The organism is Nocardia wallacei, from assembly GCF_029868745.1.
Lineage (GTDB): Bacteria > Actinomycetota > Actinomycetes > Mycobacteriales > Mycobacteriaceae > Nocardia > Nocardia wallacei_B.
Map to the genome: position 1 here is coordinate 1 of NZ_JARWOP010000285.1, position 19,922 is coordinate 19,922.

The window sequence follows — 19,922 nt, forward strand, 5'->3', positions numbered from 1 at the left end:
GGCCGCCGGTCCGGGTTCTTCCCTGGGCTCGGGGCGCGGTTCTTCCCTGGGCTCGGGACGCGGCTCTTCCCTGGGCTCGGGACGCGGCTCTTCCATCGGCTCCGGACGGGGCTCTTCCCTCGGCTCCGGACGCGGCTCTTCCCTCGGCTCCGGACGTGGCTCTTCCCTCGGCTCCGGACGCGGGTCCGGACCGGCCTCACCGTCGGGCTCTCGCGGAGTGGGCGGCGGCGCGCCTTCCTCCGGTGGTGGGGTGCCACGTTCCGCGGGCGGGGCGCCGTCGTCGAGAGCGCCGACGCGCAGCCCGTCGACGAAGCCCTGCATGTCGCCTTGGAGTGCCCGCATGACGCCTGCCCCGCGCTCCGCGACCGCCCGCATCCCCCGGGCCGCGTTGCCGTAGGCCTCGCGCCGGGCCGCTTCGTCACCGCGCTCGGGCGCGGTCACCTGGGGCCGCTGGGACGGGTCCCCGCCCGTCGCGGGCGGCACACCCTCGTCCAGCGCGCGAACGCGGGCGCCGTCGACGAAATTCTGCATCCGATCCTGCAACGCCCGCATGCCTTGTGCGGCATTGCCGTACGCCTCCTGGCGGGCGGCCGCGGGCTCGGGCGGCGTCGCACCGTCCGTGGCCGGCGGCATACCTTCCCCCAGCGCACGAACCTGGGCACCGTCCAAGAATCCCTGCAACCGATCCTGCAACGCCCGCATACTCTGTGCGACATTGCCGTACGCCTCCTGCCGGGCAGCCGGGTCGCCCGAATCGTCGCCGACTTCGGGATCTCGCCCGGTACCCGGGCCGTCCCCGGAACCCGAATCGTCGCCGGAACGTGGGCCCGAACCGGAGTCATCGCCCGGCGCATGTGGACCACCGCCGCCCTCACCCGACCCGGGATCTGCCCCGGGCCGCGGCCCGTCACCGTCGGGTCGCGGCGGGACCACCGCACTTGCCGGGCCGCGCAGCGCGTGCGGCATGGCACCCAGCACACCGCCGACAACGCCGGGCAGAATGTGATCCCAGCCCAGGTCCAGCTCCCCGGTGAACGGCACCAGCGACGCCACCCCGGCCGCGGCACCCGCGGCACCCGCCCCAGCGGCTCCGGCGAAACGGACACCGGCCCGTCCCAGGAATCCGGGCACACTGCTACCGAAGAAGCGGCGCTCCAGCCCCATCATGGCGCGCACACCCACGAATTCACCCGCGGCACCGGCCGCGGCACCGGCGACCACGCCCAAACCGATCTGGTCCCAGTTGAATTCGCCCGCCTCGCGGTTGCCCTCCATCATCTGCACGGCCTCGGCGCCGAACGGGATCAGACCACCCTGGATCGCACCCAGCGTCACGCCCTTGAAGAGGATCGTCGTCACCAATCGGGCCGCGGCCGCCCGGGCCGCGTCGGTGCCGAGGTTCATGATCAGCTCACGGAACGCGGCTCGCACGGTCAGGCGGGTCGCCGCGGTCGCCGCGGCGCCATGGACCTGGCCGACGCCCGGAACGAAGGCGTCGATCGACAACTGCACCACCAGCGCGGCCAGGGAGCCGATGATCACGTACTTGCTGTACTCGGTCTGCAGCGCATCGCTGAAACACTGCTCGGCAAGCCCGTAACACGCTTTCACGGCACTGTTCAGGCCGTCGTCGAGATCGATGCCGTGCCGCTTCAACGCCTCGCCGGTCTGGCCCTCGATCGACCCGGCAGCACGATAGCGCGCCTCGCCGGACAGTTCCGCCGCCCTTGCTACCGCATCACCGATCTCGATCCAGGCATGCCCCAACCGGCGCAGTGCGTCCTCGTCGCCCTCCGGCCACGGCCCCGCCACCGCAGCCACGACCCAGGACGGAATTTCCGGGGGTATCTGCAGCCCCATCAGCAGTCGAGGAAATACGCGTCCACTACCCAGCCCGGCAGCAGGTGGATCGCGCTCACCTCATCCTCCTCCGACATTCTCCGGTCGTGCGAACGCCGCACGTTCCGTCTGCGAACGCTGTTCAGTCCTCCGGTTCGGAATCGCGGTCGCGGCGGACATCCGGGGCGGTACGCGCAGCCGCGCTGACGATCTCGCGAACCTCTCGCAAGCTCGGCGCCCCGGGGAAGAGATCGGGAAGGTCGGGCAGCGCCCCGGCGGTGTCGGTGATGGGCGCGAGGATCTCCGCGCGCCGATGCTGTGCGGCCTCGGCCGCCGCCCGGGCGGCTTCGGTGATGGAGCGGGCGAGCCGGGCGGGTGGTCCCGCTTGAAATGCGTGTGCCGTCAACTGCACGTCGACGACGATTCCGTACGCGTCGACGGTGACCTCGACCAGTTTGTCCGACGACCATGCCGACGTGCGCGACTCCGACAGGCGTTCACAGACACCCGGGAGGTCGGCACTTTGCTGGTCGAGACCGTCCAGCAACGAGTCGACAAGCTTCTTCATCTCGTTGTTGGCCGAGCTCATCGCTTCGAAATCCGGACGATCCATCCGCGGCATCCTTTCCTAGGCATCGACATTTCGGACCTCATCCGATGGGCGACTGCGTTTCGACCAAGGGGTTCTGAAAGTTTCGGCCGATTGTCGACGCACCGGCGTGACCGTCGGGTCGTCCTCCACCACGGGTGGACGATCCGCTGTTTCGGGAGGCACGACCTGCGCGGGTTTCTTCCGGGCCTTCTCGTCCTTCTTGCGTTCGCGGCGTTGCTGTCTCGGATTCTGCGCCGGAGACTGCGGCTGCTGGCCGCCACCGGGACCACCCGGTGGGCGGGCGTTCGACTGTGGCTGAGCCGCCTGCTGTTCGGGCCGGTAGCCCCCGCTCGGACCCTGAGCCGGAACTGCCGCCGCCGGACCGGACGACTCGTCGTCGGGCCCGTACATCGGCGGCTCCTGCGGGCTCGTGGACGCGACACTCACTCGTGGCGCCTCGAAGGACTGTTCCTGCGGCGAGGCACCGGCAGCCGATTCGTCGGGCGACGCCGCGCTCTTCGAACCCGGCGAACCCGACGAACCGGTCGGCGATCCCGACGAACTCGGTGTGCCGGAGGACTGTTGCGCCGCAGCGTCGTTCGAGGACGTCGGCTGCGAGCCGGGCTCGGCCCGGGAACTGCCCGGCGCGTCCGGACCGGACGGTGAACCGGCAGTGACCGGAGACGACCCCGTCGCCGTCGGCGTTGCGGTGGGCACAGGAGTGGGCACGGCAGTCGGCTGTACACCGGCGTCCACGGCGGGCGGCGAACCCGTCGGGGCGAAGGTGGCCGGCGTAACCGCGGAGGTACCGGTCTTCCCCACGTCCGCAGCTGTGCCCAAGTCCAGATTGTCGAACTTGTTCGCCGAGTGATTCACGACGTCGCCGGTGTACCGCAGAATGGCGACGAGCGTCTCGAGGTTCTCGACCGTCTTATCGGCGTCCGGACTGTAGGTCTGGGCGAATGCCGCTCCCGGTTCATCGGCGCCCCAGCAGCGGCCCTCGCCGGTCAGTACCGACCGCAGATTTTGCAGAGCAGCCGCCAACTCGTTGCCCGCGGTCCGGTAAATCGATGACTGCCCGGAGAATTGGTTGGCATCGAACGAAAACGACGAACTCATGCCGGTCGCTTCGACTCGCTCAAGCGACAATTGGCCCGAGCATGACTCCCCACTGTCCTCATCTGCTCATCCGGTTCACTCGATGTGCTCGTTTTGTCCCAGTCTCTGCTATTCCCAGAATAGGGAATAGCACGAAGGCGGACGGATGGAGAGGTTCACAGCCGGGTCGATGCCCACTCGGATCTCGCGAACGGCCGCCTATCCCGGCGCCGCCGTACTCCCGCGAACGACCAGTGACGGTATTACCGGCGACGGCACCGGGACCGCGCCCTCGGACTCCACCAGGCGTAGCAGCAGGCCGATACTGCGCCTGCCCACCTCGTCGAAGTCCTGGCGCACCGTGGTCAGCGGCGGCGAGAGATAGGCGGCCTCGGGGATGTCGTCGAACCCGATCACCGAGACGTCGTCCGGGACGCGAATCCCCCGTTCGGCGAAGGCGCGCAACAGGCCCAAGGCCATCTGGTCGTTGGACGCGAAGACCGCGGTGACGCCGGGTTGCGCGGCCAGCATGAGGCCCGCCTCGTATCCGGAGCGGGCGCTCCAGTCGCCGCCGATGGGCGGCGGGACGGTGGCGCCCGCCGCGGCGAGGGTGCGCCGCCAGCCCTCGATGCGGTCGCGGGCTTCGAGCGAATCGCTCGGTCCCGACACGTGCCAGACGGTCTCGTGCCCGAGATCGAGCAGGTGCCGCACGGCCAACCGGGCGCCCTCGAACTGATCGACGGCCGCCGACGGCAGGGGCGCGTCCTGACCGGCTTCGACGGCGACCGCCACCGGGCGCGCGGGCAGGTTGTGCAGGGCGGCCGCGGCGGCTATCTGAGGGGCGATGATGATCACGCCGTCGACGCCCTGATCGGCGAGTGTGTCCACGGCCGCCAGCACGCCGGCGCGGTCGACCCGTTCCAAGGTGACGATGCTGACGCCGTAACCCGCTGCGCGCGCGGCTCTTTCGATGCCGAGCAGCGTGCAGGCCGGGCCGTACAGAACGGTGTCGAAGGTGACCACGCCGAGCACCTTGGATCGTCGGCTGACCAGTCCGCGCGCCATCGCGTTGGGGCGGTAGCCGAGTTCGGCGACCGCGGCCAGCACTCGTTCCCGGGTCTCCGGGCGCACCTGCGGGCTGTCGTTGAGCACGCGCGACACCGTCTGGTGCGAGACGCCCGCCAGCTTGGCGACGTCGGTCATCACCGGTCTGTCCCCGGCACCCCGAGTGGTACGGGTCTTGCTGTCGCTCACGGCATCACCTCGTGGGACCGCCGCGCCGAAGGCCACGGGGGATTCGCTCGCGAGCTTCCCCACGGCATCACCTCACCGATATTCGCCGCGTTCGACATCGGCGATCGGCTCGCAAGCTCACTCACATTCCCGCTTTCCGGGCCACTGTGCGGACGCGGCCCCGATCGTTCCGAATTCAGGTTAGCGCTCGCGCGGCCGCTCTCGGCGGCCCCCTCATCGGCCGCCGAAAGCGATTGCCCGTCAACGGCTGTCGGTGGTATCGCGGTCCCCGACAATTATTGCCGCACCGTGTTAACGCTAACACGCAGACATGACGATCGGCGACGGTTTCCGTGAACCAGAGCATGCGCAGGCGATCGGATTCCCGGATGCCGACTTCAGTGGAACAACCGGCCTTCAGCGGGAAGCTAGGACCGCGTGGCGCGCACCGCGCCGACGAGCCAGCGAACCGTCGCGACCGCGGCACCGGCCAGCACCGCGATCTGCAAGGAACCGGTGACCAGTGCGAGCACGGACAGGATCAGCAGACCGAGCGCGAGGGCCTCGAGTTTATAGAGCGGCCAGGGCGTACCCGCGATATCGATCGTCCGCCGCGCGGTGACCGCGGAGCGCGAGATAGGGTCGACCACTGCCATGTCGACAGGTTACACGGATCGGGAAGTTCGGGCCACCGAACATTTCCACCCAGGAATATCCGAAAGATAGCCGGGCATTCTCCAGGGCATGCCACTCACCGGAGAGTACGAACCGAGCACCTCGGGCTGGGCCCGCGAACAGGCCGAGCGGTACGAGGCCACGAACGGCGCGGAGGCCGACACCATCAAGGGCTTGCCGATCATCCTGCTGACCACCCGCGGCGCGAAGACCGGCAAACTGCGCAAGACACCGCTGATGCGCGTCGAGCACGACGGCGAGTACGCGGTGGTCGCGTCGCTGGGCGGGGCGCCCAAGCACCCGGTCTGGTACCACAACATCAAGGCCGACCCGCATGTCGAACTGCGCGACGGCGCGGTGGTGAAGGACTACACGGCACGCGAGGTCGTCGGCGACGAGAAGGCCGTGTGGTGGGAACGCGCCGTGCGGGCCTACCCCGATTACGCCGACTACCAGAAGAAGACCGACCGCGAGATCCCCGTTTTCGTGCTGACCCCGCGCTGATCGACGCGTAACCCGGCCTGGGCGGACACAATCCGGCGGTAGGCGGCAATATTTGCCGCGTCGGGCGCAATCGTGACCGATCAGGCCGGGCACCCAGCCCACAAGACCGTGGGCATTCCCCACCGAGGCCGCCCGGCTAGCATGTTCGGGTGTCCAACCCGCTTGATGTCGCTGAGAAGGTAACCGGTCCGCTGCCCGAACTGAGCGCGGACGAGATCGATGCCGCCGCCAAGCGAATTTCCGACATCATCGAGCCGACGCCGCTGCAGCGTATCGAGCGGCTGTCGGCGGCCTCCGGCGCGGAGGTCTATGTCAAGCGTGAGGACCTCACCGCGGTCCGCTCCTACAAGCTGCGCGGCGCCTACAACCTCATCGTGCAGCTGTCCGACACCGAGCGCGCGGCCGGCGTGGTCGCGGCCAGCGCCGGTAACCACGCCCAGGGCGTCGCCTATGCCTGCAAGGCGATGGGCATCCAGGGTCGCATCTATGTGCCCACCACGACACCGAAGCAGAAGCGCGACCGGATCCGCGCGCACGGTGGCCCGCTGGTGCAGTTGATCGCCGTCGGCGACACCTACGACGCCGCGGCCGCCGCGGCCGCCGACGATGTGGCGAGCACCGGCGCGACGATGGTGGCGCCGTTCGACGACCCGCGCACCGCCGCCGGTCAGGGCACCATCGCCGCCGAACTGCTCGAACAGCTCGGCGGCACACCGGATCTGGTGATCGTGCCGGTCGGGGGCGGCGGCTGCCTGGCCGGGATCGGGACGTACCTGCGCGAAAGGTCCCCCGCCACAGCGATTCTCGGTGCGGAGCCGGCGGGTGCGGCCTCGATGACGGCGGCCCTGGTGGCCGGCGGCCCGGTGACGCTGCCGGAGATCGACCCGTTCGTGGACGGCGCGGCGGTGCGCCGCATCGGGCAGTTGCCCTACGACGCGGTGTCGAAGTTCGGCGGGCGGGTCCGCTCGCACGGCTCGCTGCCGCTGCTGACCGCGACCGAATCTCCCAGTGGCGCGGGCTCTTTCCGCCTCATGCAGGTGGACGAGGGCGCCATCTGCACCGCCATGCTGGAGCTGTACCAGAACGAGGGCATCATCGCCGAACCCGCGGGTGCGCTCGCGGTCGCCGCGCTCGCCGAGATCGACGTGCCGCCCGGGTCGACGGTGGTGTGCCTGGTGTCGGGCGGCAACAACGACGTGTCCCGCTACGGCGAGGTCATCGAGCGTTCGCTGGTGCATCAGGGGCTGAAACACTATTTCCTGGTGGACTTTCCGCAGGAGCCCGGCGCGCTGCGCCGCTTCCTCGACGAGGTGCTCGGCCCCGACGACGACATCACCCTGTTCGAATACGTCAAGCGCAACAATCGCGAGACCGGCGCCGCGCTGGTGGGTATCGAACTGGGTTCCCCCGAGGGACTGGAGCCGTTGCAGAAGCGCATGCACGACGCGCCTATCCAGTGCGAGCGGCTGGATCCCGGCTCCCCCGCCTACCGCTACCTCACCTGAACCGGTTCCGTTACGGCACAACCACTCTCACCGCGGCCGAGGATCCACTCCTCGGACCGCGGTGGGCGCGCGCCGTCCGGTCAGTCGTAGTACGGCAGGAAGCACGCCGGGTCGTTGCTGGACCCGAACTGGCAGTGCCAGTTGGCGGCGGTCGATCCCGTGCCGATGTCACGCAGCTGGTCGGCGATCTGCTCGAGAAGGCCGGGCTGCGGAGTGTCGGCATGGGCGGTGACGGTGGCCGTGCATAAAGCTGCGGCGATGATCGAGCCGGCGGTGACGGCGCGAATCGTGGTACGCACGAAATATCTCTCGATCCATGGCGGCTGCACCGAGGCGGTGCAGCGAGCGGACAATCAGTTCCCCGGCACTGTATAGCCACCACGCCGGGCGGGCCTCCGCTTCACCGGCACACGACCACAACCCGCACCCTCGCGCTACGCCGCCTGCCTGCGGCCGCTGCGTGCCGCGCGCCGCCCGGCGACCTCGGCGCCGCGCACGGCGAGCGGCAGCACCCAGCCCGAAGCCACCTGATCCCAGGCGAACTTGTCCAGTGTCATGCGGTTGTGGACGTAACCGACCGACAGGCCGAGGCGCGGTTCCGCCCAGCCGAACGAGCCGCCCAGTCCGATATGCCCGAACCCCGCGCGGGCGCCCGGGACAGGCAGCGAGTGATAGCCCAGGTGCCACAGCAACGGCAGATAGAACAGCGCGCGATCGAGCCGGTAGCGCTCGACCCGCCGCAGCGCCCCGATCGTCTCCGACGAGAGGTATCGCCGACCACCCGCCATGCCGTCGCAGGCCAGCGCGCCGTACATGGTGGCCAATGCGTCGGCGGTGCAGACGCCGTTGCCGGCGGCCAGTTCGGTGCCGAGGATCGACGGATCGTCGCCCTCGAGCAGCGCCTCGACCCCGGGCAGGAACAGCGATCGGGCCACCGCGCCGAGGGCGCCCGGGATCCCGTAGGCGCGGCCGAGTACCAGCGCGCCCAGCGGCGTACCGACCACGGCCAGCCGCGAACCGGCGATCGACGCGACGGTGGTCGGCGCGCCGACGGGCGGTCGGCCGAGATGGATGCCGTCGACGCCGAGAGGTCCGGCCACCTCGGTGCGGAACAGTTCGGTCATGGTCCGGCCGGTGATCGCGCGGGCCAGCCCCGCCAGCAGCCAGCCGAACGTCAACGCGTGATAGGCCGGAGTGCCCAGCAGCGCATCGGGTTCGGCGGCGGCCAGGCGCTGCTGCATCAGCTCGTGATCGAGTACGTCGTCCAGGCCCGCGGCGATGGTCGGCAGGCCGGACAGGCCCGCGCTGTGCGTGAGCACCTGGCGCACGGTGATCCGGTCCTTGCCGGCGGCGCCGAATTCCGGCCAGTACTCCGCGACGGGGGCCGCGTAGTCGAGCAGTCCGCGGTCGGCGAGCCGGTGGATGACCGTGGCCGCGACGCCCTTGGTCGCGGAGAACACGATGGCGCCGGTGTCGTGCGTCCAGGCGGTGGTGGGCGTGGCGTTGCCGGTCCAGATGTCGACCAGTGGCTCCCCGTGCCGATGCACCGCCAGGGCCCCGCCCGCGCCCGGCCGGTCACCGACGAATCGCGCGAAGGCCCGTACCAGGGGTTCGAAGCCGGGGACGGCGTGACCGGCCACCCCGGCGGGAAGATCCGCGGGATCGGAAGGGAAAGCGACACTGCTCACATATTCCACGGTACGGGTGCGCCGCGGCCGCGGCAATGATGTTGTCCGAGTGGTGATTTCCCTTCACCGCGCCGATATCTCACTGGTGAGGCCGCCGCGGCCCGGCAATCCTGCGGTTTTCCCGAAGCTACCCCGGTCGCGGGGCCCGCAATGGCTATCGTGGGTTATGCGATCGTTGCGATCATTGGCATTGCTGCTGCTCGTCGTCGCGATGGCCGGGGCCTGCTCGACCGCCGGGACCCCGACGCCCGTGCCGAGCGCGGCGGATCGGTCGCTGGCGGGTGACTGGCACGCGACGCTGCCCGTCCCGGAGCATCCGGTCCCGCTGGGAGTGACCTTCGGCGACGACGGCGACACCGTCTCGGTCCCGGTGCAAGGCATCTACGCGCGGCGTTTGGAGCAGGTGTCGCGGATTCCGGACGATGTCCGCTTCACCATTCCGCGTTTGCCGGGCACACCCACGTTCCAGGGACGATACGACCGCGCCGCCGACACGATCACCGGTACCTTCACCCAGTCCGGCGAGACGCTGCCGCTGACCTTCGAGCGGGGGACGGTGCCCGAGGTGCCCCGGCCGCAGGAGCCGCGGCCGCCGTTCCCGTACCGGTCCGAGGATGTCCACTACACCAGCGGCGCCGTGACGATCGCCGGCACCCTCACCCTGCCCGCGACGCCCGGCCCGTATCCGGCCGTCGTGCTGATCAGCGGCAGCGGACCGCAGGACCGCAACGAGGAGTTGTTGGGCCACAAGCCGTTCCTGCTGCTCGCCGACACTCTCACCCGCGCGGGATACGCCGTGCTGCGCACCGACGACCGCGGGGTGGGCGGCACCGGCGGCGCTCTCGACCGAGCCAGTTACAACGATCTGGCCGACGATGTCGTGGCCGGGCTGGACCAGCTGCGCGGCCGGGCCGATATCGACAAGAGCCGGATCGGACTGCTCGGGCACAGCGAGGGCGGATACCTCGCGCCGCTGGTGGCGGCCCGGCCGGGCGCGGACGTGGCGTTCGTGGTCATGATGGCCGGTCCGGCCGCGGGCGGCGCGGAGGTGCTGATGGAGCAGAACCGGATCAAGCTGGCCGCCGAGAACGCCTCGGCGGAGGAGATCAGCGATCAGATCGAATTCGTCAGCACGCTCACCACGCTGTCGCGCACCGGCGACACCGAACAGGTGCGCCGCTACCTCACCGACCGCAACGCGCAGCGGCCGCCGGACCAGCGGCTGTCACGGGCTCAGATCGACGAGTTCACCAGCGTGTACTTCACTTCGTTCGTCTCCTACGATCCGGCGCCCGCGCTCGCCGCGCTGCGCATACCGGTGCTGGCGTTCTACGGTGGCAAGGACTGGCAGGTGCCACCGGCGCAGAGCGAACCATTGGCGCGGCGCTACCTGGCCGCCGCTCCCGATGCCGACATTCACGTCTTCGACGGGCTCAACCACCTGATGCAACCGGCCGAGACCGGTAACCCCGCCGAGTATCCGGCCATCGAAACCACCATCGCTCCGGAAGTACTGGACTACATCGGCAATTGGCTGACGCAGCGGGTGCGGTAGGCCCGTCGTCAGGTCTCCAGCACGGCGAAGGAGTGACCGGGAACGGTTGTGACATCGGCGGTTTGGCGGATCGGGTCCCAGCTCAGCAGCGGTGCGCCGGTGAACGGGATGGGAACCGGGTCGGGTGAGAGATTGCACAGGAGGTGAATCCTGTTGCGGTGCAGCGCGATCCAGCGGGATTGCTCGTCGACATCGATGGACAGGTGCGGTAGCCACGGGTCGGTGATCTCGGCGCGGGTCCGGCGCAGGGTGAGCAGGTCGCGGTAGCAGGCCAGCAAGCGGGCATGCGCGGGCTGTGCGGGCTCGGTCCAGTCGAGTTTCGAGGTCGTGAAGGTGGCGGGGTCTTGGGGGTCGGGGATGTCGGTGGCGGGCCAGCCGTGGTCGGCGAATTCGGACCGTCGCCCCTCGGCCACGGCGGCGGCCAGTTCGGGTTCGGGGTGCGAGGTGAAGTACCGGAACGGTGTCCGAGAGCCCCATTCCTCGCCCATGAACAGCATCGGCGTGTACGGGGACAGCAGGACGAGCGCGGCCTTGACGGCCAGTTGCCCCTCGGTGAGGTAGGCGCTGGGACGGTCGCCGAGGGCGCGATTGCCGATCTGGTCGTGGTTGCAGGTGTAGGCGAGCAGGGCACTGGCGGGCGTCGTATCGGTCCGCAACGGGCGTCCGTGGGTGCGACCGCGGAAGCTGGAATATATTGCGGCGTGGAAGAATCCGTGACGCAGAGTGTCCGCCAGGCAGCGCAGCGAGCCGAAATCGCGGTAGTAGCCCTGTCGTTCACCGGAGACCGCGGTGTGGACGGCGTGATGCAGATCGTCGTTCCACTGACCGTGCAGGCCGTATCCCCCGGCAGCCCGCGGGGTAATCAGGCGCGGATCGTTCAGATCACTTTCGGCGATCAGGGTGAGCGGTCGGCCCAGATGTGCTGAGAGACTGTCGGTTTCGATGGACAGCTGCTCCAGCAGTGGAAACGCGCGATGGTCGGCGAGGGCGTGTACGGCGTCCAGTCGTAGTGCGTCGATGTGGAATTCGCGGAACCAGCGCAGGGCGTTGTCGATGATGAAGCGGCGCACCTCATCCGAGCCCGGCCCGTCCAGGTTGACGCGTTGCCCCCAGGTGTTGCGGTCCTCGGTGAGATACGGGCCGTAGCGGGGAAGGTAGTTACCCGAGGGGCCCAGATGGTTGTAGACGACATCGAGAGCGACCGCCAAACCCTTTGCGTGGCACGCGTTCACGAAACGCTGCAACCCATCCGGGCCGCCGTACGCCTCGTGCACGGCGTACCAGAGCACCCCGTCGTAACCCCAGTTCCAGGTTCCGTTGAACGCATTGACCGGCATCAGCTCGACCGTGGTGACACCCAGCTCCACCAGATGGTCCAGCCGGTCCACCGCCGCATCGAACGTGCCCTCCGCCGTGAACGTGCCCACATGCATCTCGTAGAACACCGCCCCCGCCAACTGCCGCCCCGTCCACGCGCCATCGGTCCACCCGGCCGGATCCAACCGATGCACCGCGGACCGCCCGTGCACGCCCTCCGGCTGCCGGGCGGACCGCGGATCCGGCAGCACCTCCGTCCCCTCACCCAGCATGAACCCGTACCGCGCCCCCACTGCCGCCTCCACCTCGGCCTGCCACCACCCACCCTCACCAGGCCCCATCGCATACACCGCCCCCTCCACCTCGACCTGCACCCGCTCCGCCCCCGGCGCCCACACCTCGAACCTGGTCACGGCCCCAGCATGGCACGAGAGTCCGCGAACCCCACCCGGCGGAGTCAGCCTCCGAAGCACAAGTCCCCACCGACCAAAATCGCGACTTCGCGGGGCTGATTCCGACGTGGCGGTGGAATACCGCGCGGGTGGGGATCGAGGTCATCCAAGCGTAGGTCGTGCACCGGGCCGACTCGAACAGCGGCTCGTGTCTCGACGATCGCGGGCGGCGCGGCGAGCGCCGACCAGCAGGAGGACGGCCGCGATCAGGAGGAGGAGCAGGGGTGAGGGCCCTGACAGAATCGCAGTGATCAGGGTCCAGCACACGACGCTCCATGCAATGAACGATGGTGGTGAGATCTGGCGGCGGTTCAGCCACAACACGATCAGGCCGACCATGAACAGTGGCGGTCCGAAACTGAAAACCGAGTACCAGAACGCGGCGGTCAGGTGGCTCATCGCGACGGGGTCGTTGTTCTGTTCTTCCCACAATGCCCAGCTGAACCAGTCCCCGGCGTAGTGGGGAACAGTCTGCGTCAGGGCGCCCAGCGTGTGTCCGAGGCCGCACAAAGTGATGAGCCAGCCAGCCCACTTGATCATGAATTACTCCGAAGCGGTTATACAATGGTGTATAACCCGAGGTTAGACAAATATGCAGTACTGCACAACCCCTGAGAGAGGCGGGGCACGGTATGGGCGCATTGCGTACACCGCGTGAGAAATGGGTCGAGGAGGGCTTGCGAGCACTGGCAGAAGGCGGAGTGGACGCCGTCCGCGTCGACGCCTTGGCCAAGCGGCTCGGCGTAACCAGGGGCGGCTTCTACGGCTACTTCGCCGATCGGGAGGCACTGCTGGCGGAGATGCTGGACACCTGGGAACACCAGAGCGTCGACATGGAGATCGATCGGGTGGAGCAGGACAGCGCCGCGCGGGACATGGATTGGCTGGTCGGCAGGTTCCTGCAGTCGGCCGACGACGTGCGGCCGATCGACCTTGCGCTGCGCGACTGGGCCCGGCGCGATCGCGCCATCGCCGAGCGCATGCGCCGCGTGGACAACAAACGCATGCAGTTGGCGCGCGAGATGATCGGCGCCTTCTGCTCCGATCCCGACGATATCGAGGCCCGCGCCCTGCTCGCCTTCTGTCTGGCTATCGGTAGCGCATTCCTCGCCGCCGACCATCCCGGCCGCAACCGCGCCCAGGTCGTCACCCGCGCCGCCGAACTCATCCTCGCCCAACCGCCCAGGGACCCCGAAAAGCGAGCCGCCGCCTCGCCGGCCGACTGATAGCCAACCTCCTGGTGACCATCCGGCCGACCTGAGCGAAAGATCGCGCCTCCCGCCGGATCGGCTGCCGCGTTCGGGTGGTGCGAGACGGCAGGTGTTGCCAGAGTGGTGCGGTGGGAATTTACAGCGAGCGGGTGTTGCCGCGGATCATCGATAAGGCCTGTGGGCTTCCGGCCAATGAGCGGATGCGGCGGCGGGTGTGTGCCGGGCTGAGCGGGCGGGTGGTGGAGATCGGGTTCGGATCCGGGCACAACGTTCCGTATTACCCCGCCGTGGTGCAGGGGGTGACCGCCGTGGAACCGGCCGACGCGGGGTGGCGGCTCGCGGCGGAGCGGGTGGCGGAGTCTACGGTTCCGGTGCGGCGCTCGGGACTGGATGGTCAGTCACTTCCCTTCTCGGACAACAGCTTCGAGACAGCGTTGTCGACGTGGACGCTGTGCACCATTCCCGACCTCGAGGCCGCGCTGAGCGAGCTGCGGCGAGTCTTGGTGCCCGGCGGCACGCTGCATTTCGTCGAGCACGGGCTGGCGCCGGACGCCAAGGTGCAGGCCTGGCAGTATCGCCTCAACCCGGTGCAGAAGGCGCTGTTCGGCGGTTGCCACCTGAACCGCGACATCGAGTCGGCCATCGAGAGCGCGGGTTTCGAGATCCGAGAGCTGGACCGGTTCTACGAGGAGTCGGCTCCGAAATTCCTCGGCGCGCAATACCTCGGCGTCGCCGTCTCCGCCTGACGGCCCCGCCGGTCACCTGTTGCGGGGCGCGGCGGAGTATTCCTGTTCAGGTCGTCCCGTGCTGCCGTAGCGCAACTGCATGCGGAGCGCACCGGTGGCGACCAGGTTCGCCAGGTAACGCTGGGCGGTGGCGCGGGAGACGCCGGTGGCCGCGGAGACCTCGGCGGCCGACAGCGCCGCATCGGATTCCCGGATCGCTTGCAGCACAAGTTCTTTGGTCGGCGATGCCGTCGCGGTCTGCGGGCCGGCCGGTCCGGCGGGACGCAGCGCCTCGACGGCGGCGTCGATGTCGCGGGCGGTGACCACCGGCGCGGAGAGCAGGCGCCGATAGCGCGCGTATCCGGCCAGCCGCGCCGCGAGCGCGGCATGGTCGAACGGCTTGACCAAGTAGCCCAGCGCGCCCGCGGTGAGAGCCGACCGCACCGTGTCGGCCTCCGTCGCGGCGGTGAGCATCATCGCGTCGAAGTCGATCTCGCGCACCAGTTCCAGGCCCGAACCGTCGGGCAGATACACATCGACCAGCGCGAGGTCGAACGACGCTCCGGCGATCGCGGCGCGGGCGCCGGCGAGGGTGGTGGCCGTCGCTCCGACCCCGAAACCCGGTAGCGCCGAGACGATTCCGGCATGCAGATCGGCCACCCGGAAGTCGTCATCGACGACCAGGACGCTCAGATCGGTTGTGCCCATACGGTTTCTCCCTCTACCAGCACCCCGGGTAACCGGGCAATGAACTCCGCGCCACCCAGCGGCGTCCCGTTCCCGCCCGGGCTCGACAACACCACGTCCCCGCCCAATGCCCGCGCCACCTGCCGCGACAGCGCCAGCCCCACCCCGCGCCCGCCCGGCACGCCATTGTCCGGACGAGTGGAAACCCCTTCCGCGAAAACCGATTCCACCAACTCGGGTGCCACCCCCGCCCCGCTGTCGGTCACCGCAATGTGCAGCGTCGTTCCCTCCCCCACCAGCTCCACCTCCACCTGCGCGCGCGGTACATCATCGGCCGGTGTCGGATCATCGGCGGACAACGAAACTCCGGTTGCCTCAACCGGAGACGCATCCTTCGAGGCAGGGTTGCCGGTGCGCGCCGCTTCGATGGCATTGTCGAGCAGGTTCCCGAGGACGGTCGTCACATCCACGGGGACAACGAGATTGGCGTCTACCCAGGTGTTGGGGCCGAGACGTAGATCGACTCCGCTCTCGCGGGCGTGGGCGGCCTTGGCGGCCAGGAAAGCTTGCAGGTACGGGTCGTGCACGGCGTCCATGCCGGGGAGTGCCGCGCCCAACGGGCCGGAGCCGAGCAGTTCACCGATGTACTGCGCGGCCTCCTCTGGACGGCCGCCGTGCAGAAGGCCGCTGAGCAGATGCAGGCGGTTGGCGAATTCGTGACGCTGGGCGCGCAGCACGGTGCTCATGGACCGCACCGCGTCCAATTGCCTGGTCAGCGACTCGATATCGGTGCGGTCGCGCACGCTCAGCACCGCGCCCAGCTCCCGCCCGTCGCGGCTGACGGTACGCGCCGTGACGACCACCAGCCGATCACCGACCGCCGCCGGAACCGGCCGTCCGTCGGCCGCGCGGAACACCCGCAGCACCCGTGGCGTCAGACCGATCTCGTCCACCGCCCGTCCACTCGCACCATCGATGCCGAGCAGCCGCCTCGCCTCGTCGTTCACCACTGTCACTCGCCAGCGCGTGTCCACGGCGACCACCCCTTCGCCTATCCCGTGCAGCACCGCGGCCTGCTCGCGCACCAGCTCCGCGAGCTCCGGGGGTTCCAACCCGAGCGTCAACCCATGCCAGCGCCGCGCCAGCAGCATCGACCCGATCACGCCCGCGACCAGCGCGGCCGCCGCGAGCAGCCCGGCCCGCCCGAGATCGACCCACAGCTGCTGCCGCACGGCGGCCGTGGAGATCCCCACACTGACCTCACCGACGACACTCTCCCCGTCGGGCCGCAACACCGGAACCTTCGCCCGCACCGATTCCCCGAGCGTGCCCCGCTCCTGAATCACCACCTCGCCCCCGGCCAGCGCCGCCGACGGATCCGTGCTGACCATCTCCCCCAGCCGCGCCGGATCCGGATGGGCCAGCCGAATCCCGGCATCATCGGTGATCACGACGTACAACGCCCCGGTCCGCCGCCGGGTCTCCTCCGCGATCCGCTCGAGCTGCCCGGCGGCGAGTTCGTCGCGCAGCGCACGCGGATCGGTGATGGTAGCCGAGGTGTAGCGAGATGCCTCGGACCGCACCTCGGGGTCGATCGCCACGGTGCGCGCAACGGCCAACGCCCGCTGCCCGTACTCGTTGGACAGCCGCTGCTGGCCCACATACGCGAACACGCCGAACGCGATACCCAGCGTCAGCGCGACCAGCACAACCTGCAGCAACACGATCTGCGTCCGCAACCGCATCCCGCGGCCGAACACGCTCATCACCGCAGTTGTACACCCATGAGCGAAATGATCACAACCCTCGGCCCAGCTATCCTCCCGCCGCTGCGCAGAATGCGCACAACGCCCACATCGCAGCTTGCGCCAGTAGTGCGCACAACCTCACTCCGTGTGACCCATCCCACTTATGGTCGACCAGCGGCCCCACATCACACGGCGCCGCCCGAAGGAGAACGTCATGCCCAACCTCATGGAGCGCCCCACGGCCGCCCCGTGTATCGAGTTCCGCGCCGCGACCAAACGCTTCCCCGGCTCCGACGGCGGCATCCACACGGCGGTGAAGAACCTCCACTTCACCGTCGCCCCAGGCGAATTCGTCGCCGTGGTCGGCCCCACCGGCTGTGGCAAGTCCACGACCTTGTCCCTGGTGTCCGGCCTGGAGAAGACCTCCGCCGGACGAACCCTGGTGCGCGGCAAGGACGTCCACGGCATCCCGGACGGCATCGGCTACATGTTCCAGCAGGATGCCGTGCTGCCGTGGCGAACCGTCCTCGACAACGTCGCTCTGGGCCCGCGCCTCCAAGGCGCGACGAAACGCGAAGCGCGCCACCGCGCCGCGGAGTGGGTGCGCAAGGTGGGCCTGGCGGGCTTCGAGAAGTACTACCCGCACCAGCTTTCCGGCGGCATGCGCAAGCGCGTGGCCCTGGCCCAGACCCTGGTGAACGAGCCGGAGATCCTGCTGATGGACGAGCCGTTCAGCGCCTTGGACGTGCAGACCCGCCAGCTGATGCAGGACGAGCTGCTGCGCGTGTGGTCGGGCACGGGGACCAATCGCGGGCACAGCGCCGCGGTCGTCTTCGTCACCCACGATCTGGAGGAGGCGATCGCGCTCGCCGACCGCGTGGTCGTGATGACCGCGAGCCCCGCCACCGTCTGCGGCGATTTCACCGTCACCCTGGATCGCCCGCGCGACGTCGAGGAGGTCCGCCTCACCGACGAGTTCCGCCGGCTGTACACCGAGATCTGGGGCACGCTGCGTGACCAGGTCGAGGCCGCCCGCGCGAAGGGAGCGAGCCGTGTCGCCTGACACTCTCACCGAAACCGCCTCCGCCGCACCGGAAGTCGAGGCGGAGACCGAGGAGCAGATCCTCGCCCGCGCCCGTGGCCAGGTCCGTCGCACCCGCATCCGGACCTGGGGTCTGCGGGTCGCGCTGATCGCGCTGTGGCTGGGTTCCTGGGAGCTGACGGCGACGGTCTGGATCGACCCGTTCTTCTATTCGAAACCGTCGCTGATCTGGCAGCGCATCGTCGAATGGTTCACCGAGGGAACCCAATTCGGCTCCATCTGGCTGCAGATCTTCACCACCGTCGAGGAGGCCGTGCTGGGCTTCGTCATCGGCGCCGTGGCGGGTGTGGTGCTGGGTGTGCTGCTCGGACGCAGCCGCTATTGGGCCGAAGTGCTGGCGCCGTTCATCAAGGCGCTCAACGCCGTTCCCCGCATCGTGCTGGCGTCGCTGTTCATCATCTGGTTCGGCCTGGGCTTGGAGTCCAAGGTGGCCACGGTCGTCGTGCTGACCTTCTTCGCGGTGTTCTTCAACGCCTTCACCGGCGCCCGCGAGGTGGACGGCAACGTGATCAACAATGCCCGGATCCTGGGTGCGAGCCGCTGGCAGGTGCTGTCGCATATCGTGTTGCCCAGTGCCACCACCTGGATCCTGTCCAGCCTGCACACCGCGTTCGGTTTCGCGTTGATCGGCGCGGTGGTCGGCGAGTACGCCGGCGCCGGTAAGGGTCTGGGGCTGCTGATCTCCAACGCGCAGGGCACGTTCGACGCGGCGGGCATCTACGCGGGCATGATCATCATCACGGTGGTGGCGTTGCTCGCCGAATGGGCCATCGGCATGGCCGAGGGGCAGCTGTTGAAATGGCGTCCGTCGCAGTCACAGTCGGCACATGAGGTGTGAGTGATGAGGTATCGCAAGCATATTGCCGTCGTACTGCTGGCGGTCTGCACCCTGCTGCTCGCGACGGGCTGCCGGGACTCCCGCCGGATCCCGATGGCGGACGGCCGCCCGCAGATCACCATCATGGTCGGCGGCCTGGAGAAGGTGATCTACCTGCCCGCCATGCTCACCGAACGGCTGGGCAACTTCGCCCGCAACGACATCGACGTGAAACTGATGGGCGAGCAATCCGGGGCCAGTGCGGAGACGGCGTTGCTGACCGGCGATGTGCAGGCGGTGGTGGGCTTCTACGATCACACCGTCGATCTGCAGGCCAAGGAGCAGTGCCTGCGCACCGTCGTCCAGTTCTCCGACGTGCCGGGCGAGGTTCAGTTGGTCGCGAAATCGCAGGCGGCGGAGATCCGTTCACCGGCGGACTTCCGCGGCAAGAAGCTGGGCGTGACCTCACTGGGCTCGTCCACCGACTTCCTCACCCAGGCGCTGGCCGGTCAGGCGGGCATGACCACCTCCGATTACGACCGGGTGAAAGTCGGTGCGGGACAGACGTTCATCGCCGGAATGAACCACGGTGGCATCGACGCCGGAATGACCACCGACCCGACGGTGGCGCAGATGGTGAAATCCGGTGACGCACAGGTCCTGCTGGACATGCGTACCGAGGCGGGCACCCGGGCCGCGCTGGGCGGGCTGTACCCCGCGTCGTCGCTGTACATGAAATGCGACACGGTGCAGGCACATCCGGACATCGTGCAGAAACTGGCCACCGCGTTCGTGCAGACGTTGCAGTGGATCGAGACGCACACACCGGAGGAGATCGCAGCGAAGATGCCGTCCCAGTACGCCGCCGGCGGCAAGGACCTGTACATCCAGTCGATCCGCGACTCGATCGGCATGTTCAACGGCGACGGCCTGATGAAACCCGAAGGAGCACAGAACGTCCTGAACATCCTCGGCCGGTACTCACGCAATGTCGCCCCCAAGCGCGACAGCATCGTGCTCGAGGACACCTACACCAACGAGTTCGTGGACAAGGCGCTGCAGGGCAGGCAATAACAGCCCGCGCGGAAATTGCGGCCGCCTGGTGGGGGGGCGGGGGAACCCGCGGGGCCAACCCCCCGGGGGGGAGGGCCAGGCACGGGTATAAAGCGGCCGG

19 protein-coding genes are annotated in these 19,922 nt (G+C 69.0%); 8 read left to right on the forward strand and 11 right to left on the reverse strand.

Annotation, left to right across the window (positions count from 1 at the left end; genetic code table 11):
* The 5 genes from QH470_RS25800 to QH470_RS25820 all read right to left on the reverse strand — a co-directional run.
* Positions 1-1,860 (reverse strand): WXG100-like domain-containing protein (locus tag QH470_RS25800; protein WP_483243949.1); only part of this gene is annotated, 1,860 nt, incomplete at its 3' end.
* Between the two features lie 121 nt (positions 1,861-1,981).
* The gene (locus tag QH470_RS25805) at positions 1,982-2,452 is read right to left on the reverse strand and encodes a YbaB/EbfC family nucleoid-associated protein (protein ID WP_280274934.1); all 471 of its coding nucleotides are present in this window, start codon (positions 2,450-2,452) and stop codon (positions 1,982-1,984) included.
* Positions 2,453-2,467: 15 nt separating this feature from the next.
* Complete coding sequence (locus QH470_RS25810; protein WP_280274935.1) at positions 2,468-3,550, reverse strand: hypothetical protein; 1,083 nt, start codon at positions 3,548-3,550, stop codon at positions 2,468-2,470.
* 198 nt (positions 3,551-3,748) lie between these two features.
* Positions 3,749-4,783: a LacI family DNA-binding transcriptional regulator gene (locus QH470_RS25815; protein WP_280274936.1), complete on the reverse strand. Its 1,035-nt coding sequence runs from the start codon at positions 4,781-4,783 to the stop codon at positions 3,749-3,751.
* Between the two features lie 407 nt (positions 4,784-5,190).
* Positions 5,191-5,418: a hypothetical protein gene (locus QH470_RS25820; protein ID WP_280274937.1), complete on the reverse strand. Its 228-nt coding sequence runs from the start codon at positions 5,416-5,418 to the stop codon at positions 5,191-5,193.
* 88 nt (positions 5,419-5,506) lie between these two features.
* Here QH470_RS25820 and QH470_RS25825 point away from each other — a divergent pair, with 88 nt between their 5' ends.
* The gene (locus tag QH470_RS25825; protein WP_280274938.1) at positions 5,507-5,941 is read left to right on the forward strand and encodes a nitroreductase family deazaflavin-dependent oxidoreductase; all 435 of its coding nucleotides are present in this window, start codon (positions 5,507-5,509) and stop codon (positions 5,939-5,941) included.
* Positions 5,942-6,090: 149 nt separating this feature from the next.
* Positions 6,091-7,446 carry a threonine ammonia-lyase IlvA gene (gene ilvA / locus QH470_RS25830; RefSeq protein ID WP_280274939.1) on the forward strand — a complete coding sequence of 452 codons (1,356 nt, stop codon included), beginning with the start codon at positions 6,091-6,093 and terminating at the stop codon, positions 7,444-7,446.
* 80 nt (positions 7,447-7,526) lie between these two features.
* Here ilvA and QH470_RS25835 read toward each other — a convergent pair whose 3' ends face one another.
* Together QH470_RS25835 and QH470_RS25840 are read right to left on the reverse strand one after the other, a co-directional pair.
* On the reverse strand, positions 7,527-7,745 hold the full coding sequence (locus tag QH470_RS25835; RefSeq protein WP_280274940.1) for a hypothetical protein: 219 nt from the start codon (positions 7,743-7,745) through the stop codon (positions 7,527-7,529).
* 135 nt (positions 7,746-7,880) lie between these two features.
* Positions 7,881-9,134: a serine hydrolase domain-containing protein gene (locus tag QH470_RS25840; RefSeq protein ID WP_280274941.1), complete on the reverse strand. Its 1,254-nt coding sequence runs from the start codon at positions 9,132-9,134 to the stop codon at positions 7,881-7,883.
* Between the two features lie 166 nt (positions 9,135-9,300).
* On the opposite strand from QH470_RS25840, the gene QH470_RS25845 reads away from it, so the two are divergent.
* Positions 9,301-10,689, forward strand: a complete 1,389-nt coding sequence (locus QH470_RS25845) for an alpha/beta hydrolase family protein (protein ID WP_280274942.1) — start codon at positions 9,301-9,303, stop codon at positions 10,687-10,689.
* An 8-nt stretch (positions 10,690-10,697) separates the two neighbouring features.
* Here the strand turns inward: QH470_RS25845 and treZ are convergent, their stop codons facing one another.
* The gene (gene treZ, locus QH470_RS25850; protein WP_280274943.1) at positions 10,698-12,419 is read right to left on the reverse strand and encodes a malto-oligosyltrehalose trehalohydrolase; all 1,722 of its coding nucleotides are present in this window, start codon (positions 12,417-12,419) and stop codon (positions 10,698-10,700) included.
* Between the two features lie 141 nt (positions 12,420-12,560).
* A complete protein-coding gene (locus tag QH470_RS25855) occupies positions 12,561-12,998 on the reverse strand; it encodes a DUF6463 family protein (RefSeq protein WP_280274944.1) in 438 nt (145 codons plus the stop codon).
* A 92-nt stretch (positions 12,999-13,090) separates the two neighbouring features.
* Between QH470_RS25855 and QH470_RS25860 the strand changes: the two genes are divergently transcribed.
* Positions 13,091-13,684 (forward strand): TetR/AcrR family transcriptional regulator, encoded by a 594-nt coding sequence (locus QH470_RS25860; protein WP_280274945.1) that lies wholly within the window; start codon positions 13,091-13,093, stop codon positions 13,682-13,684.
* A 113-nt stretch (positions 13,685-13,797) separates the two neighbouring features.
* Positions 13,798-14,415, forward strand: a complete 618-nt coding sequence (locus QH470_RS25865; protein WP_280274946.1) for a class I SAM-dependent methyltransferase — start codon at positions 13,798-13,800, stop codon at positions 14,413-14,415.
* A 12-nt stretch (positions 14,416-14,427) separates the two neighbouring features.
* On the opposite strand, the gene QH470_RS25870 is transcribed toward QH470_RS25865, so the two are convergent.
* Both QH470_RS25870 and QH470_RS25875 read right to left on the reverse strand, forming a co-directional pair.
* The gene (locus QH470_RS25870) at positions 14,428-15,102 is read right to left on the reverse strand and encodes a response regulator (protein ID WP_280274947.1); all 675 of its coding nucleotides are present in this window, start codon (positions 15,100-15,102) and stop codon (positions 14,428-14,430) included.
* Positions 15,084-16,826 carry a sensor histidine kinase gene (locus QH470_RS25875; RefSeq protein WP_280274951.1) on the reverse strand — a complete coding sequence of 581 codons (1,743 nt, stop codon included), beginning with the start codon at positions 16,824-16,826 and terminating at the stop codon, positions 15,084-15,086. Before QH470_RS25875 ends, QH470_RS25870 begins: the two co-directional genes overlap by 19 nt.
* Positions 16,827-17,043: 217 nt before the next feature.
* Here QH470_RS25875 and QH470_RS25880 point away from each other — a divergent pair, with 217 nt between their 5' ends.
* Genes QH470_RS25880 through QH470_RS25890 form a run of 3 tightly spaced genes read left to right on the forward strand, consistent with a single transcriptional unit; the run spans position 17,044 to position 19,822 of the window.
* Complete coding sequence (locus tag QH470_RS25880) at positions 17,044-17,892, forward strand: ABC transporter ATP-binding protein (protein WP_280274948.1); 849 nt, start codon at positions 17,044-17,046, stop codon at positions 17,890-17,892.
* Positions 17,882-18,769 carry an ABC transporter permease gene (locus QH470_RS25885; protein ID WP_280274949.1) on the forward strand — a complete coding sequence of 296 codons (888 nt, stop codon included), beginning with the start codon at positions 17,882-17,884 and terminating at the stop codon, positions 18,767-18,769. Before QH470_RS25880 ends, QH470_RS25885 begins: the two co-directional genes overlap by 11 nt.
* Positions 18,770-18,772: 3 nt before the next feature.
* Entirely contained in the window at positions 18,773-19,822 is a 1,050-nt protein-coding gene (locus tag QH470_RS25890; protein WP_280274950.1) for an ABC transporter substrate-binding protein, read from the forward strand.
* The last annotated feature ends 100 nt before the right edge of the window (positions 19,823-19,922 follow it).

What these genes read in the sequence shown, in the direction of transcription:
- QH470_RS25820 (WP_280274937.1), bottom strand. Translation starts at nt 5,418, where the DNA reads ATGGCAGTGGTCGACCCTATCTCGCGCTCCGCGGTCACCGCGCGGCGG.
- QH470_RS25855 (WP_280274944.1), bottom strand. Translation starts at nt 12,998, where the DNA reads ATGATCAAGTGGGCTGGCTGGCTCATCACTTTGTGCGGCCTCGGACAC.
- QH470_RS25810 (WP_280274935.1), bottom strand. Translation starts at nt 3,550, where the DNA reads ATGAGTTCGTCGTTTTCGTTCGATGCCAACCAATTCTCCGGGCAGTCA.
- QH470_RS25870 (WP_280274947.1), bottom strand. Translation starts at nt 15,102, where the DNA reads ATGGGCACAACCGATCTGAGCGTCCTGGTCGTCGATGACGACTTCCGG.
- QH470_RS25825 (WP_280274938.1), top strand. Translation starts at nt 5,507, where the DNA reads ATGCCACTCACCGGAGAGTACGAACCGAGCACCTCGGGCTGGGCCCGC.
- QH470_RS25880 (WP_280274948.1), top strand. Translation starts at nt 17,044, where the DNA reads ATGCCCAACCTCATGGAGCGCCCCACGGCCGCCCCGTGTATCGAGTTC.
- QH470_RS25860 (WP_280274945.1), top strand. Translation starts at nt 13,091, where the DNA reads ATGGGCGCATTGCGTACACCGCGTGAGAAATGGGTCGAGGAGGGCTTG.
- QH470_RS25805 (WP_280274934.1), bottom strand. Translation starts at nt 2,452, where the DNA reads ATGGATCGTCCGGATTTCGAAGCGATGAGCTCGGCCAACAACGAGATG.
- QH470_RS25845 (WP_280274942.1), top strand. Translation starts at nt 9,301, where the DNA reads ATGCGATCGTTGCGATCATTGGCATTGCTGCTGCTCGTCGTCGCGATG.
- QH470_RS25890 (WP_280274950.1), top strand. Translation starts at nt 18,773, where the DNA reads ATGAGGTATCGCAAGCATATTGCCGTCGTACTGCTGGCGGTCTGCACC.
- QH470_RS25875 (WP_280274951.1), bottom strand. Translation starts at nt 16,826, where the DNA reads ATGCGGTTGCGGACGCAGATCGTGTTGCTGCAGGTTGTGCTGGTCGCG.